Source organism: Burkholderia sp. AU4i, assembly GCF_000466765.1.
Lineage (GTDB): Bacteria > Pseudomonadota > Gammaproteobacteria > Burkholderiales > Burkholderiaceae > Burkholderia > Burkholderia cepacia.
This window is the reverse complement of record NZ_ASSI01000049.1, coordinates 110,693-125,611: the sequence shown is the minus strand read 5'-3', so window position 1 is coordinate 125,611 and position 14,919 is coordinate 110,693. Positions and strand designations below refer to the sequence as shown.

The 14,919-nt window shown below is 66.5% G+C and carries 17 protein-coding genes; 8 read left to right on the top strand and 9 right to left on the bottom strand.

The features are described 5' to 3' along the window. Positions 1–9: 9 nt before the first annotated feature. The gene (locus tag L810_RS11615) at positions 10–939 is read right to left on the bottom strand and encodes a DMT family transporter (RefSeq protein ID WP_021158560.1); all 930 of its coding nucleotides are present in this window, start codon (positions 937–939) and stop codon (positions 10–12) included. A gap of 281 nt (positions 940–1,220) precedes the next feature. Between L810_RS11615 and L810_RS11610 the strand changes: the two genes are divergently transcribed. Beyond that, a complete protein-coding gene (locus L810_RS11610) occupies positions 1,221–1,655 on the top strand; it encodes a DUF1841 family protein (RefSeq protein WP_021158559.1) in 435 nt (144 codons plus the stop codon). Positions 1,656–1,754: 99 nt separating this feature from the next. Here L810_RS11610 and L810_RS11605 read toward each other — a convergent pair whose 3' ends face one another. Both L810_RS11605 and L810_RS11600 read right to left on the bottom strand, forming a co-directional pair. After that, on the bottom strand, positions 1,755–2,114 hold the full coding sequence (locus L810_RS11605; RefSeq protein ID WP_021158558.1) for a c-type cytochrome: 360 nt from the start codon (positions 2,112–2,114) through the stop codon (positions 1,755–1,757). Between the two features lie 38 nt (positions 2,115–2,152). Further along, positions 2,153–2,512 (bottom strand): c-type cytochrome, encoded by a 360-nt coding sequence (locus tag L810_RS11600; protein WP_021158557.1) that lies wholly within the window; start codon positions 2,510–2,512, stop codon positions 2,153–2,155. A 235-nt stretch (positions 2,513–2,747) separates the two neighbouring features. Between L810_RS11600 and L810_RS11595 the strand changes: the two genes are divergently transcribed. The 5 genes from L810_RS11595 (at position 2,748) to L810_RS11575 (ending at position 7,866) form a co-directional block, all read left to right on the top strand. Then, a complete protein-coding gene (locus L810_RS11595) occupies positions 2,748–3,590 on the top strand; it encodes an AAA family ATPase (protein ID WP_021158556.1) in 843 nt (280 codons plus the stop codon). Between the two features lie 26 nt (positions 3,591–3,616). Further along, entirely contained in the window at positions 3,617–4,792 is a 1,176-nt protein-coding gene (locus L810_RS11590; protein ID WP_042974100.1) for a vWA domain-containing protein, read from the top strand. 55 nt (positions 4,793–4,847) lie between these two features. Then, positions 4,848–6,059, top strand: a complete 1,212-nt coding sequence (locus L810_RS11585; protein WP_042974099.1) for a benzoate/H(+) symporter BenE family transporter — start codon at positions 4,848–4,850, stop codon at positions 6,057–6,059. A gap of 156 nt (positions 6,060–6,215) precedes the next feature. Then, a complete protein-coding gene (gene tal / locus L810_RS11580; protein WP_027786801.1) occupies positions 6,216–7,169 on the top strand; it encodes a transaldolase in 954 nt (317 codons plus the stop codon). A 241-nt stretch (positions 7,170–7,410) separates the two neighbouring features. After that, complete coding sequence (locus tag L810_RS11575; RefSeq protein ID WP_021158554.1) at positions 7,411–7,866, top strand: VOC family protein; 456 nt, start codon at positions 7,411–7,413, stop codon at positions 7,864–7,866. Positions 7,867–7,926: 60 nt separating this feature from the next. Here the strand turns inward: L810_RS11575 and mctP are convergent, their stop codons facing one another. From mctP to L810_RS11560, 3 genes are all read right to left on the bottom strand, one after another. Beyond that, the gene (gene mctP, locus L810_RS11570) at positions 7,927–9,477 is read right to left on the bottom strand and encodes a monocarboxylate uptake permease MctP (protein ID WP_021158553.1); all 1,551 of its coding nucleotides are present in this window, start codon (positions 9,475–9,477) and stop codon (positions 7,927–7,929) included. Beyond that, the gene (locus tag L810_RS11565) at positions 9,474–9,716 is read right to left on the bottom strand and encodes a DUF3311 domain-containing protein (RefSeq protein WP_021158552.1); all 243 of its coding nucleotides are present in this window, start codon (positions 9,714–9,716) and stop codon (positions 9,474–9,476) included. The genes mctP and L810_RS11565 overlap by 4 nt, the downstream gene beginning before the upstream one ends. Before the next feature lie 198 nt (positions 9,717–9,914). Then, the gene (locus tag L810_RS11560; protein ID WP_021158551.1) at positions 9,915–10,832 is read right to left on the bottom strand and encodes a spermidine synthase-like protein; all 918 of its coding nucleotides are present in this window, start codon (positions 10,830–10,832) and stop codon (positions 9,915–9,917) included. 143 nt (positions 10,833–10,975) lie between these two features. Here L810_RS11560 and L810_RS11555 point away from each other — a divergent pair, with 143 nt between their 5' ends. Beyond that, positions 10,976–11,230, top strand: a complete 255-nt coding sequence (locus L810_RS11555; RefSeq protein ID WP_021158550.1) for a hypothetical protein — start codon at positions 10,976–10,978, stop codon at positions 11,228–11,230. A 245-nt stretch (positions 11,231–11,475) separates the two neighbouring features. Continuing rightward, positions 11,476–11,829: a helix-turn-helix domain-containing protein gene (locus tag L810_RS11550; RefSeq protein ID WP_051392225.1), complete on the top strand. Its 354-nt coding sequence runs from the start codon at positions 11,476–11,478 to the stop codon at positions 11,827–11,829. A gap of 17 nt (positions 11,830–11,846) precedes the next feature. On the opposite strand, the gene L810_RS11545 is transcribed toward L810_RS11550, so the two are convergent. Genes L810_RS11545 through htpG form a run of 3 tightly spaced genes read right to left on the bottom strand, consistent with a single transcriptional unit; the run spans position 11,847 to position 14,829 of the window. Then, the gene (locus tag L810_RS11545; protein WP_021158548.1) at positions 11,847–12,323 is read right to left on the bottom strand and encodes a DNA-deoxyinosine glycosylase; all 477 of its coding nucleotides are present in this window, start codon (positions 12,321–12,323) and stop codon (positions 11,847–11,849) included. After that, positions 12,323–12,922, bottom strand: a complete 600-nt coding sequence (locus L810_RS11540) for a chorismate--pyruvate lyase family protein (RefSeq protein ID WP_042974122.1) — start codon at positions 12,920–12,922, stop codon at positions 12,323–12,325. Before L810_RS11540 ends, L810_RS11545 begins: the two co-directional genes overlap by 1 nt. An 8-nt stretch (positions 12,923–12,930) precedes the next feature. Continuing rightward, the gene (gene htpG, locus L810_RS11535; protein ID WP_021158546.1) at positions 12,931–14,829 is read right to left on the bottom strand and encodes a molecular chaperone HtpG; all 1,899 of its coding nucleotides are present in this window, start codon (positions 14,827–14,829) and stop codon (positions 12,931–12,933) included. Positions 14,830–14,919 lie beyond the last annotated feature (90 nt).

Here is a 14,919-nt window from a genome sequence, read left to right as displayed (position 1 = left end):
CCCTCCCGACTAGGCGTTGGAGGTCGCGGTCGCGTCGTCGGCCGCCGCGCCGCCCGGGCGCACCAGCGCCAGCACGGCGGCCAGGATCGCGACGCCGCCCGCCCACTGCAGCGGCGACAGCGCCTCGCCGAACAGCAGCGCCGCCAGCGCGACCGTCACGACCGGTTCGAGCGTCGACAGCATCGACGTGCGCGCGGCCCCAAGCCGTTCGAGCCCGGCAAAGAACGCGATCATCGCCGCGACCGTCGACACGAGCGCGATCGCAAGCATCGACGCCCAGCCGCCGGCCGTCGCGGGCCAGCGCGGCGGCGCGCCGAACGCCGCGGTCCGCACGACGGCGATCGCCACGAGCATCGCGGTCGCCGACAGGCAGATGATCGCGGTGGTGGCGAGCGGATCGACGCCGCGCGTCGCCTTCGTGCCGCCGACGATGTACAGCGAATAGATCACCGCGGCAGCCAGCGCGAGCGCGATCCCGAGCGGCTCGCCATGCCCGCCGCCGACCATCAGCGCCGAACCCGCGACGCACAGCACCAGTGCGACGGCCTTCGCGCGCGTGAGGTGCTCGCCGAGCCACCACGCGGCCAGCAGCGTGACGAAGGCCGGATACAGGTACAGCAGCAGCGCGACAAGGCTCGCCTGCGCGTGTTGCAGCGCGCTGAAGTAGCAGAACGACTGCCCGACGTAGCCGAGCGCGCCCATCGCCACGAGCGGCGCGAGCGCGCGCCCGCGCGGCCACGTGACGCGGCGATGCCGTGCGATCGCGGCGAGCACCGCACCGCCGATCGCGAAACGCACGATCAGCAGCCCGAGCACGTCGACACCGGCCGCATACGCGTAGCGGCCGAAGATCGCCATCGCGCCGAACGCGGCGGCGGACAACGCGACGTAGAGCGTGCCCTGCAGGGCTGCGGACGATGGGCGGGCGGTGGCGGTCATGACGGAACGGATGAGAACGGTGCGGTGACGGGAAACGTTGGAGTGTAGCGGCGCGGCGGCCACGAGCCTAGCCCGCGCTTACCCCGCACTCACCCCACGCTTACCCGTTACCCCGCACCGGCGGCGCACCTCACCGGCCCGAGCCGCGCATCCGCAAGGCCCGCGGGCCACCGCCGCTGCGGCCACGCGATTGCGCCAACCCACCGCCAGCGCCGCCCGCCGACCCGGCGTACAATGCGCGACGCGGCATCCAGCCGTCCGAATCACGACGTTTCCCCACCATGTTCAATCCAAGCCGCGACGAAGTGCGTCGCTTTTTCACTGAGACCTGGCGCAAGCAGCGCGCCGGCGAGATCCTGACGCCGCTGGAAGCGATGGCAGCCGACTGGATCGTCGAGCATCCCGAATACCACGACGAACTCGCCGACGCCGATGGCGCCTCCGCGCGCGAGTACACGCCCGAGGAAGGCCGCACGAACCCGTTCCTGCACCTGTCGATGCATCTCGCGATCAGCGAGCAGCTGTCGATCGACCAGCCGCCCGGCATCCGCGCCGCGCACGACAAGCTCGCGGCGAAGCTCGACTCGACCCACGACGCGCAGCACGTGATCATGGAATGCCTCGGCGAGACGATCTGGGAAGCCCAGCGCACGAGCACGCCACCCGATACCGACGCGTACCTGCAGCGCATCCTGCGCCGCGCATCGCGCGACTGAGCGCCGCCGCGGCGGCCTGCAGGCGCCGGCGCACGGACAAAAAAATACCCCGCCGGGGCGGGGTACCCTTGCTGCGCGGGCCCGCGGGGCCCGTCGCGCTTACTTCTTGAACACGAGATCGGTCTCTTTCAGCGACTCGATGTAGGCCGCGATGTCCTTCATGTCGCTGACCGACAGGCTCTGCACCTGTGCCTGCATGATCGCGTTGTTGCGGCCGATCAGCGGGTTCGTCAGCCCCATCTGGTACTGGCGCATCGCCCACACGAGGTAGTCGGCATGCTGGCCGGCGAGGCGCGGGTATTCGGCGTTGATCGGCTTGTTCATCTGCGCGCCGTGGCAGGCCGCGCAGTTGTGCGATTCGACCAGTTCCTTGCCCTTCGTGATGTCCGCCGCGTGCGCGGTACCGATCGCGAGGCCGGCCGCCAGTGCAACCGCCGCCGTCTTGAATGCGTTGTTCATGAATGCTCCTGTCCCGCCGAGCGATCGGCGGCGCGCGCTTACTTGTAGGGGTTGTCCTTCGAGTCGGCCTTCTGGGCGGCGTAGTACGCCGACAGATCCGCGATGTCCTGGTCCGTCAGCGAACCGGCGATCGCATTCATCGACGGGAAGTGACGATCCTTCTTGCGGTAGGCCTTCAGCGCGTTCTCGAGATATTGCTGGTTCTGGCCGCCGAGGACAGGCACCCGGTAGACCTCCGGGTACGCCGCGCGGTAGTCCTGGATGCCGTGGCAACCGATGCACATGGCGACCTTGCTCGCCCCGTCCTTCGGGTTGCCGACCACACCGGCCGCCTGCGCGCTGCCCGCGAGCGCCACGAGCGCTGCGACAACGACGTGTTTGCCGACGAATTTGTTCATAGCTCTTGTAACCTAGCTTGAGGGGAAACTGGCGCCGAAGCGGCAACGGCCCGCGCCGTTTTGCTTGTCGGTCGCCACGCAGGCCAAAAAAAACGGCCAGATTGTACCGCGTCGGCGGGGAACGCGTCCACAAGGCGCCCCGCCACAGTCCCGCAACGATACGCGGGCGCGGCCCAACCGGACAGCCCTTCTGACTTATACTGGGTTTTTTTCCCCGATTGAGAAGAGCGCCGCCATGCGTTTCGAAGGGTCCTCGCACTACGTCGCCACCGACGATCTGAAGCTCGCTGTCAATGCCGCGCTGACGCTGCAACGCCCGCTGCTGATCAAGGGCGAGCCCGGCACCGGCAAGACCATGCTCGCCGAGGAAGTGGCCGCCGCGCTCGACATGCCGCTGCTGCAGTGGCACATCAAGTCGACCACCAAGGCGCAGCAGGGCCTGTACGAATACGACGCCGTGTCGCGGCTGCGCGATTCGCAGCTCGGCGACGAGCGCGTGAAGGACATCTCGAACTACATCGTCAAGGGCGTGCTGTGGCAGGCGTTCGATGCCGAGCACCCGAGCGTGCTGCTGATCGACGAGATCGACAAGGCCGACATCGAATTCCCGAACGACCTGCTGCGCGAGCTCGACCGGATGGAATTCCACGTGTACGAGACGCGCGAGACGGTCCGCGCAAAGCACCGCCCGCTCGTCATCATCACGTCGAACAACGAGAAGGAGCTGCCCGACGCGTTCCTGCGCCGCTGCTTCTTCCACTACATCCAGTTCCCCGACCCGTCGACGATGCAGAAGATCGTCGCGGTCCATTTCCCGGACATCCGCGAGGAGCTGCTGCGCGCGGCGCTCGAGAGTTTCTTCGAATTGCGCGGCGTGTCGGGCCTGAAGAAGAAGCCGTCGACGTCCGAGCTGCTCGACTGGCTGAAACTGCTGCTCGCCGAGAACATCCCGGCCGACGCGCTGCGCGGCGCGGACGCGAAGCAGATCGTGCCGCCGCTCGCGGGCGCGCTGCTGAAGAACGAGCAGGACCTGAGCCTGCTCGAGCGGCTCGTCTACATGAACCGGCACAACCGGTAATCCCCCTCACCCGCGAAGGCCCGGCCATGCTGCTCAATTTCTTCTACGCGCTGCGCGCAGCCAAGCTGCCCGTCTCGGTGAAGGAATACCTGACGCTGCTCGAAGCGCTGAAGGCCGGGCTGATCTCGCCGTCGATCGACGCGTTCTACTTCCTCGCGCGCATGACGCTCGTCAAGGACGAGCAGTACTTCGACAAGTTCGACCAGGCGTTCGGCGCGTATTTCCACGGCGTGTCCGCGCTGCCGTCGGATGCATTCGACATTCCGCTCGACTGGCTCGAAAAGCGCCTCGAGCGCGAGCTGTCGCCGGAGGAGAAGGCGCAGATCGAGGCGATGGGCGGGCTCGACAAGCTGATGGAGCGCCTGAAGGCGCTGCTCGACGAGCAGAAGGAGCGCCACGAAGGCGGCAACAAGTGGATCGGCACCGGCGGCACGTCGCCGTTCGGGCACGGCGGCTACAATCCGGAAGGCGTGCGCATCGGCGGCCCGTCGAACGGCAACCGCACCGCGGTGAAGGTGTGGGAGGCGCGCGCGTACCGCGACTACGACGATTCCGTCGAGATGGGCACGCGCAACATCAAGGTCGCGCTGCGGCGGCTGCGCCGCTTCGCGCGCGAAGGTGCCGCCGAGGAGCTCGACCTGCCCGGCACGATCCGCAGCACCGCCGCGAACGCCGGCTGGCTCGACCTGCGGATGGTGCCCGAGCGCCACAACAACGTGAAGGTGCTGATGCTGCTCGACGTCGGCGGCTCGATGGACGATCACATCAAGCGCACCGAGGAGCTGTTCTCGGCCGCGAAGGCCGAATTCAAGCACCTGGAGTTCTTCTACTTCCACAACTGCGTGTACGACCACCTGTGGAAGAACAACCGCCGCCGCCACTCGGAACGCACCGCGACGTGGGACGTGCTGCACAAGTTCACGCCCGACTACAAGCTGATCTTCGTCGGCGACGCGACGATGAGCCCGTATGAAGTGCTGCAGCCCGGCGGTTCGGTCGAATACAACAACCCGGAAGCCGGCGCCGTGTGGCTGCGCCGCCTCGCCGACCAGTTCCCCCATCATGCATGGCTGAACCCGGAGCCCGAGCGGCTATGGGAATACCGGCAATCGGTCGCGGTGATCCGCGACCTGCTCGGCCATCGCATGTATCCGCTCACGCTCGCGGGCCTCGAAACCGCGATGCGCGCACTCAGCAAGTAACGACACCCATCAAGACACGAAGGTCGCCTCCGGGCGGCCTCCCCCCGGAGAGAGCATGAACCCCTCGTCCACCGCGAGCGCCAGCCGCGCCGGCGGCCGCCGCTTTTTCGCCGATACATCCGTGTCCGCGCTCGTCGCCGGCTTCGTCGCGATGATGACCGGCTACACGAGCTCGCTCGTGCTGATGTTCCAGGCCGGCCGCGCCGCCCACCTCACCGATGCGCAGATCTCGTCGTGGATCTGGGCGCTGTCGATCGGCATGGCGCTGACGACGATCGGCCTGTCGCTGCGTTTTCGCGCGCCCGTCGTCGTCGCGTGGTCGACGCCCGGCGCCGCGCTGCTGATCGCGTCGCTGCCCGGCGTGCCCTACCCCGAGGCGATCGGCGCGTTCGTCGTCTGCGCGGTGCTGCTGACGGCCGTCGGCGTGAGCGGGCTGTTCGACACGCTGATGCGCAAGATTCCGGCCGGCATCGCCGCCGCCCTGCTCGCGGGCATCCTGTTCGAGATCGGCATCGAGATCTTCCGCGCCGCGCAGTTCCAGACCGCGCTCGTGCTCGCGATGTTCTTCACGTACCTGATCGTCAAGCGGCTCGCGCCGCGCTATGCGATCGTGACGACGCTGATCGTCGGCACGGCGGTGGCCGGCGGCCTCGGCCTGCTCGACTTCAGCGGCTTTCACATCGCGTTCGCGAAACCCGTGTTCACGATGCCGGCGTTCTCGATCGCGTCGATCGTCAGCATCGGCATTCCGCTGTTCGTCGTCGCGATGGCGTCGCAGAACGTGCCGGGCATCGCGGTGCTGCGCGCGGACGGTTATCGGACCCCGTCGTCGCCGCTGATCGCGACCACCGGCCTCGCATCGCTGCTGCTCGCGCCGTTCGGCTCGCACGGCGTGAACCTCGCGGCGATCACGGCCGCGATCTGCACGGGCCCGGAAGCGCACGAGGATCACGCGAAGCGTTACACGGCCGCCGTGTGGTGCGGCCTGTTCTACCTGGTCGCCGGGGTCTTCGGCGCGACGATCGCCGCGCTGTTCGCGGCGCTGCCGAAGGCGCTCGTCGTGTCGGTCGCCGCGCTCGCGTTGTTCGGCTCGATCATGAGCGGCCTCGCGAACGCGATGCAGGACGTGAAGCAGCGCGAAGCCGCGCTCGTCACGTTCATGGTCACCGCGTCGGGCCTCACGCTGCTGTCGATCGGCTCGGCCTTCTGGGGGCTCGTCGCGGGCATCGTCACGCAGGTGATCCTGAACGCGCGCCGCCCCGCGTAATGCGGCACGGCGCTCGCCGGACATGCCAAAACGTGCTCGACGCGAATCGGGCCTAGAATGATGGCTTGGAAGCGGCGCCCGGCGCCGCTTCGCTTCGCCGCCGCGCTCGCGCGGCCCGTGAGAACCCGGCGCCTTGCGCCCTTCTTCCGAATCGCCATGACTACCGCACTCGACCAGCTGAAGCAGTACACGACCGTCGTCGCCGACACGGGCGATTTCCAGCAGCTTGCGCAATACCAGCCGCAGGACGCGACCACGAACCCTTCGCTGATCCTGAAGGCCGTCCAGAAGGACGCGTACAAGCCGATCCTCGAGAAAACCGTCCGCGATCATCGCAACGAAAGCACCGACTTCATCATCGACCGCCTGCTGATCGCATTCGGCACCGAGATCCTGAAGCTGATCCCGGGCCGCGTGTCGACCGAGGTCGACGCGCGCCTGTCGTTCGACACCCAGCGCTCGATCGACAAGGGTCGCGAACTCATCAAGCTGTACGAAGCAGCCGGCATCGGCCGCGAGCGCATCCTGATCAAGCTCGCGTCGACGTGGGAAGGCATCCGCGCGGCCGAAGTGCTGCAGAAGGACGGGATCAAGTGCAACATGACCCTGCTTTTCTCGCTCGTTCAGGCCGCCGCCTGCGCGGAAGCCGGCGCGCAGCTGATCTCGCCGTTCGTCGGCCGCATCTACGACTGGTTCAAGAAGCAGGCCGGCGCGGAGTGGAATGAAGAGAAGGACGGTGGCGCGAACGATCCGGGCGTGCAGTCGGTGCGCCGCATCTACACGTACTACAAGACGTTCGGCTACAAGACCGAAGTGATGGGCGCGAGCTTCCGCACGACCAGCCAGATCACCGAACTCGCCGGCTGCGACCTGCTGACGATCAGTCCCGATTTGCTGCAGAAGCTGCAGGACAGCAACGAGACGGTCACGCGCAAGCTGTCGCCGGAAGCGCTGCACGACAAGCCCGCCGCGCGCGTCGCGATCGACGAGGCAGCGTTCCGCTTCCAGCTGAACGACGACGCGATGGCAACCGAAAAGCTCGCCGAAGGCATCCGCGTATTCGCCGCCGATGCGGTGAAGCTCGAGAAGCTGATCGACTCGCTGCGCTGAGCCGCGATACGCGTCAGCGGGGGTCAGTAACACTGACAACAGCCGTCAGCAGGCACGACGCACACGGCCGCGAACGTCATGTTCGCGGCCGTTTTTATTTTTCATTCCATCGTCAGGCACGCGCACTACAATCCACGTCACGGGTGCGGCGGCCGCCTCCCGATGCCCCCTTTTCCCGGTCAGTCTTGTACGACGCCGAACCCGCGCAGATGCGCAGGCCGGCCCATCACAGGAGACAACGATGCAAGTTCAACCGTACCTGACGTTCTACGGTCGCGCCGACGAAGCCCTTCAGTTCTACGAAAAGGCGCTCGGTGCGAAGACGATGTTCAAGATGCACTTCAAGGACGCGCCGCCGAATCCCGACTACCCGATGGCGCCGGAGATGGCCGACAAGGTGATGCATGCGAGCTTCACGATCGGCGACTCGATGATCATGTGCTCGGACGGCGACTGCAGCCAGCCGGCAGGCGCCGCGCACGCCGGCTATTCGCTGTCGCTGAACCCGGAGACGGTCGAGGAAGGCCAGAAGCTGTTCAATGCGCTCGCCGACGGCGGCGAAGTGACGATGCCGTTCGGCAAGACGTTCTGGGCGCTCGGCTTCGGGATGGCCAAGGATCGCTTCGGCGTGCACTGGATGGTCAACGTCGAAGACCTGTCGCAGCGCGAGGAGCTCGCGAAACGCGCGCAGGGCTGATGAAAAAAACGCCCGCCACCGCAAGGGGGCGGGCGTTTTCGTTACCGCGCGTCGTCCGTCTCAGCCTTCGACGACGTCGAGATAATCCTCCGGCCGCGTGCGATCCTCCGCATGCGCGATGCCCATCACGCGCACCAGCACGCTCACCACCACCGACACCACCAGGTTCACGATCAGCGACCACACGGCCGCGTAGCCGGGGATCGCGAGGCCGAACAGGTGGATCGTGAAGATCGAACTCGCCAGCTTCAGCGAGACCGCCATCCACGTGCCGCAGATGATGCCGGCCGCCCAGCCGGCCAGCAGGCCGCGATGGTCGAGCACGCGCGTGTACAGGCCGAGCACGATCGCGGGCAGCGTCTGGATGATCCAGATCCCGCCGAGCAGCTGCAACTGGATCGCGTAGGTCAGCGGCAGCCCGAGAATGAACGCCACCGCGCCGACCTTCACGATCAGCGACACGAGCTTCGCGACGTGCGTTTCCTGGTCGTGCGACATGTTGCGGTTCACGAACTCGCGGTGGATGTTGCGCGTGTACAGGTTCGCGGCCGCGATCGACATGATCGCCGCCGGCACCAGCGCGCCGATGCCGATCGCCGCGAACGCGACGCCGACGAACCACGACGGGAAGTACTCGAGGAACAGCGCGGGCACCGCGAAGTTCGGGCCGAACGCCTTGAAGTACGGCGCGTACTGCGGCATGTCCTTCACGCCGGAGGCGAGCGCCATGTAGCCGAGCAGCGCGAGCAGGCCGAGCACGAACGAGTACGCGGGCAGCATCGCCATGTTGCGGCGGATCGAGTTGCCCGACGACGACGACAGGATCGCCGTGACCGAGTGCGGATACAGGAACAGCGCGAGCGCCGAGCCGATCGCGAGCGTCGCGTACGCACTGTAGCCGTTCAGGCTCATCGCGTCGGGCGCCTTCAGCAGCAGCTTGGCCGGCGGCACGCTCGCGAAGATGTGTCCGAAGCCGCCGAGCTTGGCCGGGATCACGATGACCGCCGCGGCGATCGTGATGTAGATCAGGATGTCCTTGACGATCGCGATCATCGCGGGCGCACGCAGGCCCGACGTGTACGTGTACGCGGCGAGGATCGCGAACGCGATGATCAGCGGCAGGTCGCCGACGAAGCCGGTCGTGTCGAAGCCGAGCGCGCCGATCACCACCTCGATGCCGACGAGCTGCAGCGCGATGTACGGCATCGTCGCGACGATGCCCGTCACCGCGATCGCGAGCGCGAGCATCCGGCTGCCGTAGCGCGCGTTGACGAAGTCGGCGGCCGTCACGTAGCCGTGCCGCTTCGCGATGCTCCACAGCTTCGGGAACACGACGAACGCGAACGGATAGATCAGGATCGTATAGGGCAGTGCGAAGAAACCCATCGCGCCGGCGCCGAACACGAGCGCGGGCACCGCGACGAAGGTGTATGCCGTATAGAGGTCGCCGCCGAGCAGGAACCACGTGACGATCGTGCCGAAGCGGCGTCCGCCGAGGCCCCATTCGTCGAGATGGGCGAGATCGCCGCGCCGCCAGTTCGCGGCCAGGAAACCGATGATCGTGACGCCGATGAACAGCAGGACGAAGACGAAGGTTGCGCCGAGATTCATCGCGCACCTCCCTGCGGGCCGCTCGCCTTCCACGCGTTCTTGGTCTTGAAGTACACGAACGCGGTGATCACCGCGCTGATGAAGACCCAAAGCAGCTGGTACCAGTAGAAAAACGGAAAACCGAACATCTGCGGTTCGATCTTGCTGTACGACGGTACCCAGACCATCGCGATCAGCGGCAGTACCAGCAGCCAGAGCCAGCGCTTGGCGGCCCGGTTGGCGTCGGCATCGTGAGCCATGACGTCTCCTCTTCTTTCCCGGTTATCGATCTTGTTGAGCGGGTACGGCACCGAGAGGAGCGCAAAACGGGTAGGCTGCGGCTCCCCTGGCTTCGCGCCAGTATAGGAGCCGCGAGCACGCGGTCAAGCGGGGGCGAACCCGATGTGATCCGCCCCTTGTCGCATGGTTGCACCGGCCTGCCGCCGGTGCCTGAAGCATCAGATCGCGAACGAGGTATCGCGCGCGCCGGTCGTTTCTTTCAAAGCTTTCACCCACTTGCGTGCGGGCAGCTTCAGCGTGTCCTCGATCAGCTTCGCACGCGCGTCGAGCTGCGCGAACGACACGTCGAGCGCGGGGCCCGAGAACGCGATCGCGATCCGGTTGCCGTCATGCACTTCCGGCAGCGCGATCACGCGATGATCGAACGCCGCGTTCAGGTGCTTCATGTTGCGCACGAAGCTCGGATGGTCGCCGAACAGGTTGATCGTCGCGATGCCCGCGTCGGCAAGGCAGCCGCGCACCGCACGGTAGAACGCCACGCTGTCGAGCACCGGGCCGCGCGCGGTCGCGTCGTACAGGTCGATCTGGATCGCGCCCGTCGTGCCGCGGTTGGCCGGGTCGTTGACGAAGTCCCATGCGTCGGCTTCATGCACGGCGAGACGTGCATCGTCGGGCGGCAGCGCGAACATCGTGCGCGCGGCGACGATCACGGCCGGGTTCAGCTCGACGGCCTCGACCTTCGCTTGCGGGAGGAAGCGGTGCGAGAACTTGGTCAGCGCGCCGGTGCCGAGCCCGAGCTGGACGATCCGCCCGGGCGTTTCGAGGAACAGCAGCCACGCCATCATCTGCTGCGCGTATTCGAGCTCGATGTGCAGCGGCTTCGAGATCCGCATCGCGCCCTGTACCCACTCGGTGCCGAAGTGCAGGAAGCGCACGCCGCCCTCTTCCGAGAACGTGACGGGCGCGAAGCGCGGCTTGCGCGGCGCTTCGAGCACGGGCACGTCGTCGTGTTCGTCGATGTCCGGGCGGCGCTTCACGCGCGGCGGCTGGAGTTTTTCGGAGCCGTTGTAGGCGGACGGCTTGCGATTCTTGAACGCGCGCGCCTCGGCGGACGCGCGCTTGATCAGTCGGGTCATGATTGAATCTCGCTGGGTGACGCTGGTTTTAGCGGACGAGAGGATAGCATTGGTGGGGGATGGCGGCCGCGAGGTACGCCCGGCTGCACCCGACTTCGAATCCCGTTGGCGATACACAGAATTCATCGCGCGAAGGAGGAAACATGACCTCAACCGACAGGAAGATCTGGTTTCCGGCGAAACGCTACGGATGGGGCTGGGGATTGCCGGTTGCGTGGCAGGGCTGGGTCGTGCTGGTGCTGTTCGCGCTCGGGATCATCGCGAGTGCGTGGCTCGCGCCGCCTCACCGATCGCCGTTCGCCTACGCCATTTGCATCGTGGCGTTGGTCGCGCTGCTGATTGCCGTGTGCTGGCTCAAGGGCGAGAAGCCCGGGTGGCGTTGGGGCAAGGACGATTGACGGTCAGGCTCGACACGCAGCCCGTGCGGTCGTGGTTCGTCGGCAGGAAACACCCCTCCGCTCCGCCATCGATACACTGCGGCCACACTCTGTCGATCGGCTGAATTGTCCCGAATCTCCCTGCGACGCGAGAATGCGAAAGAACGGCCGTGTGCGGGAAGGACACATGCTCGCGTCCGCATCGACACGCATCCCGATGCCGAACCGGCTTCGCCCGTCGGCGCTCCCCCCAGGTTGTCCCGCGCCTGACGCCGCAGCCGAACTGCCGCACCAGGTTCCCGCGCGCACCTCGAAAAAGCGGTAACGTCTACGCCGATCTGGGTAGGCGCGATGCCGACGAAATGCTTGTGAAGGCGCAACTCGCCGCCAAGATCGCCGAGATCATCAAGGCGCGCAAATGGACGCAGCAGCATGCCGCGCGATTGCTCGGCATGACGCAACCGAAACTGTCGAACATGCTGCGCGGACAGTTTCGCGGCGTGAGCGAAACGAAGATGATCGAGTGTCTGGCGAAGCTCGGGCGCGACGTGCAGATCGTCGTCGGACCCGACCGTCATTCTGAAATCGAGGGGCGCATCGAAGTCGTATTCGCAGCCTGACGGCAGCGCCGTGCCCATCAAGAAATCATTCGGCGCCAGAATTCCAGCTTCTGCTCGAACGACAACATCGCATTCGCCGGGCTCGACGAAGGCAGCACGAGCGTCTCGTACCCGGCCTGGCCGATCACGTCGGCGAACCGCCCTGCCGTCTTGCCGTTGAAGCACACGCGCTTCAGCAACGGCGCATGGTCCCGCAACGATTCGAAGTCGTTCGGCTTCGCATTCCGGATGGCCGAGTCGAGACTGCCTTTCCGATGGCACGCATCGAGGACGTCCCAGATGCCGATGCCATGCGAAAGCACGCACGCGAGCCGCGCATCGTACGGCAGTTCATGAAGCGTCGGCTCGCCGAGCACCGCCCCCAGCAACCGCCAGAACTGGTTGCGAGGATGCGCGTAATACTGCGCAGCATCGAGCGACGCCTCGCCCGGAAAGCTGCCGAGGATCATCGTGTGCGTATGCGGCCCGACGACCGGCGCAAACCCCTGCAGCATCACGCGTCTCCACGCGGCCCGACGGACCGGGGTCCGTCGCCGTGCGCATCGAGATGACGCCACAGCGCCGGCAGCATGCATTCGGTGACCATCAGCGGCTTGCCGTGACGCTGGAACACCGAACGCCGCGCGGCGAACGCATGCGGCGCGCGCGCGCCCGCGCCGAGCGCATGGCTCGCGAGCGCATACAGCGGATGGCCGGCGATCACGCGCCGGCTGACGAGCGCAGAACGTTCGACCTGCGGATCGCTGTACAGCAACTCGGCCAGCGGCCGCGTGCGCAGCCGCCGCATTGCCTGCCACACGCCCTTGCTGGCCGCGAGCGGCGCGATGCTGTGCGCGGCAACAAAAGGCGTGCCGTCGACCGACAGGATCACCTCGCGCACCCACATCGGCGCGCGCGGCGAACTGGCGAGCGCGTCCGGCTCGTCGAACCACGGGCAGTCGACGGCCTCGCGCGTCACGCGCACGCTCACGCGGCCGAGCCGCGCGAGGTGCGCGGTCAGCGATCCGCCGCGCGTCAGCCAGTCGCGCTGGTCGAGCGTGCAGCCAGGCCGCGGCGTCTCGCGCCAGCCGGCCTGCCCGCCGTCGAATCGCAAGCGCGCGTTCACGCGGCGCGCGACAGCAGCAGCGCGTTGGTCCGCTTCACGAAGCTCGCCGGATCGTCCAGCATGCCGCCTTCGGCCAGCAGCGCCTGATCGAACAACAGATGGGCCCAGTCGCCGAAATCGGCGCTGTCGGCCTTCAGTTGCTTGACGAGCGCGTGCTCCGGGTTGATCTCGAGGATCGGCTGCATCGCCGGCGCATTCTGGCCGGCCGCCTTCAGCATCCGCTGCAGGTAGCCGCTCATGTCGTTGTCGTCGGCGACGAGGCACGACGGCGAATCGGTCAGGCGGAACGTGACGCGCACTTCCTTCACCTTGTCGCCGAGCGCTTCCTTCATCTTCTCGACGACGGGCTTGATCGCCTCGCCCGCTTCTTCCTGCGCCTTCTTCTCTTCGTCGTTCAGCTCGCCGAGATCGAGGTCGCCGCGCGCCACGCTCGCGAGCGGCTTGCCGTCGAATTCATGCAGGAACGACAGCATCCATTCGTCGACGCGGTCGGTCAGCAGCAGCACCTCGACACCCTTCTTGCGGAACACTTCGAGGTGCGGGCTGTTCTTCGCGGCCTGCCACGTATCGGCCGTCACGTAGTAGATCTTGCTCTGCTCGGGCTTCATGCGCGACACGTAGTCGGCGAGCGACACGTCCTGCGCGTCGGTGTCGCCGTGCGTCGACGCGAAGCGCAGCAGCTTCGCGATGCGCTCGCGGTTCGCGTGATCCTCGCCGAGGCCTTCCTTCAGCACCTGGCCGAACGCGCCCCAGAACGTCTTGTACTTCTCCTTGCCGGCATCCTCTTCCGCGTTCGCGAGTTCCTCGAGCATCGACAGCGCGCGCTTGGTCACGCCTTCGCGGATCGCCTTCACGTCGCGGCTTTCCTGCAGGATTTCACGCGACACGTTCAGCGGCAGGTCGGCCGAATCGACGACGCCCTTCACGAAGCGCAGGTATTGCGGCAGCAGCTGCTCGGCGTCGTCCATGATGAACACGCGCTTCACGTACAGCTTCAGGCCGCCGCGGTAGTCGCGGTTCCACAGGTCGAACGGCGCGTGCGCCGGCACGAACAGCAGTTGCGTGTATTCGCTGCGGCCCTCGACGCGGTTGTGGGTCCACGTGAGCGGATCCTGGTGGTCGTGCGCGATGTGCTGGTAGAACTGCGTGTACTGCTCGTCGGTGACGTCGCTCTTCGAACGCGTCCACAGCGCGCTCGCCTGGTTGACGGTCTCGTCCTCGTCCTTCAGGACCATCTCGCCCTTTTCCCGATCCCACTCTTCCTTCTGCATCAGGATCGGCAGGGCGATGTGATCGGAATACTTCTGGATGATCGACTTCAGGCGGTGCGACGACAGCAGCTCGTCCTCGCCTTCGCGCAGGTGCAGCGTGATCGTCGTGCCGCGCTGCGCGCGTTCGATCGCGTCGATCGTGAAGTCGCCCTCGCCCGCGCTTTCCCAGCGCACGGCTTCGTTCGCCGGCACGCCCGCGCGGCGCGTCTCGACGGTGATCTTGTCCGCGACGATGAAGCCCGAGTAGAAACCGACGCCGAACTGGCCGATCAGCGCCGCGTCCTTCTGCTGGTCGCCGGACAGCTTCGTGAAGAATTCCTTGGTGCCCGAACGCGCGATCGTGCCGAGGTTCGCGATCGCCTCGTCGCGGCTCATGCCGATGCCGTTGTCCTCGATCGTGATCGTGCGTGCGGCCTTGTCGAAGCCGATGCGGATGCGCAGGTTCGGATCGTTCTCGTACAGCGCGTTGTCCGCGAGCGCCTCGAAACGCAGCTTGTCGGCCGCGTCGGACGCGTTCGACACCAGTTCGCGCAGGAAGATTTCCTTGTTGCTGTAGAGCGAATGGATCATCAGGTGGAGAAGTTGCTTGACCTCTGCCTGAAAGCTCATCGTTTCATGTGCCATGGATGCAGTTTCCTCTTACTTGAACTTGAATGGTGTGGCGCAGCCCGGCGCGCGATGCCGGACGGCCCTGGAAGGGCCACCGCCTGGCGC

Excerpts from the sequence above, each read along its gene's own strand:
- L810_RS11615 (WP_021158560.1), bottom strand. The coding sequence starts at position 939 with ATGACCGCCACCGCCCGCCCATCGTCCGCAGCCCTGCAGGGCACGCTC.
- L810_RS11610 (WP_021158559.1), top strand. The coding sequence starts at position 1,221 with ATGTTCAATCCAAGCCGCGACGAAGTGCGTCGCTTTTTCACTGAGACC.
- L810_RS11605 (WP_021158558.1), bottom strand. The coding sequence starts at position 2,114 with ATGAACAACGCATTCAAGACGGCGGCGGTTGCACTGGCGGCCGGCCTC.
- L810_RS11600 (WP_021158557.1), bottom strand. The coding sequence starts at position 2,512 with ATGAACAAATTCGTCGGCAAACACGTCGTTGTCGCAGCGCTCGTGGCG.
- L810_RS11595 (WP_021158556.1), top strand. The coding sequence starts at position 2,748 with ATGCGTTTCGAAGGGTCCTCGCACTACGTCGCCACCGACGATCTGAAG.
- L810_RS11590 (WP_042974100.1), top strand. The coding sequence starts at position 3,617 with ATGCTGCTCAATTTCTTCTACGCGCTGCGCGCAGCCAAGCTGCCCGTC.
- L810_RS11585 (WP_042974099.1), top strand. The coding sequence starts at position 4,848 with ATGAACCCCTCGTCCACCGCGAGCGCCAGCCGCGCCGGCGGCCGCCGC.
- tal (WP_027786801.1), top strand. The coding sequence starts at position 6,216 with ATGACTACCGCACTCGACCAGCTGAAGCAGTACACGACCGTCGTCGCC.
- L810_RS11575 (WP_021158554.1), top strand. The coding sequence starts at position 7,411 with ATGCAAGTTCAACCGTACCTGACGTTCTACGGTCGCGCCGACGAAGCC.
- mctP (WP_021158553.1), bottom strand. The coding sequence starts at position 9,477 with ATGAATCTCGGCGCAACCTTCGTCTTCGTCCTGCTGTTCATCGGCGTC.
- L810_RS11565 (WP_021158552.1), bottom strand. The coding sequence starts at position 9,716 with ATGGCTCACGATGCCGACGCCAACCGGGCCGCCAAGCGCTGGCTCTGG.
- L810_RS11560 (WP_021158551.1), bottom strand. The coding sequence starts at position 10,832 with ATGACCCGACTGATCAAGCGCGCGTCCGCCGAGGCGCGCGCGTTCAAG.
- L810_RS11555 (WP_021158550.1), top strand. The coding sequence starts at position 10,976 with ATGACCTCAACCGACAGGAAGATCTGGTTTCCGGCGAAACGCTACGGA.
- L810_RS11545 (WP_021158548.1), bottom strand. The coding sequence starts at position 12,323 with ATGCTGCAGGGGTTTGCGCCGGTCGTCGGGCCGCATACGCACACGATG.
- htpG (WP_021158546.1), bottom strand. The coding sequence starts at position 14,829 with ATGGCACATGAAACGATGAGCTTTCAGGCAGAGGTCAAGCAACTTCTC.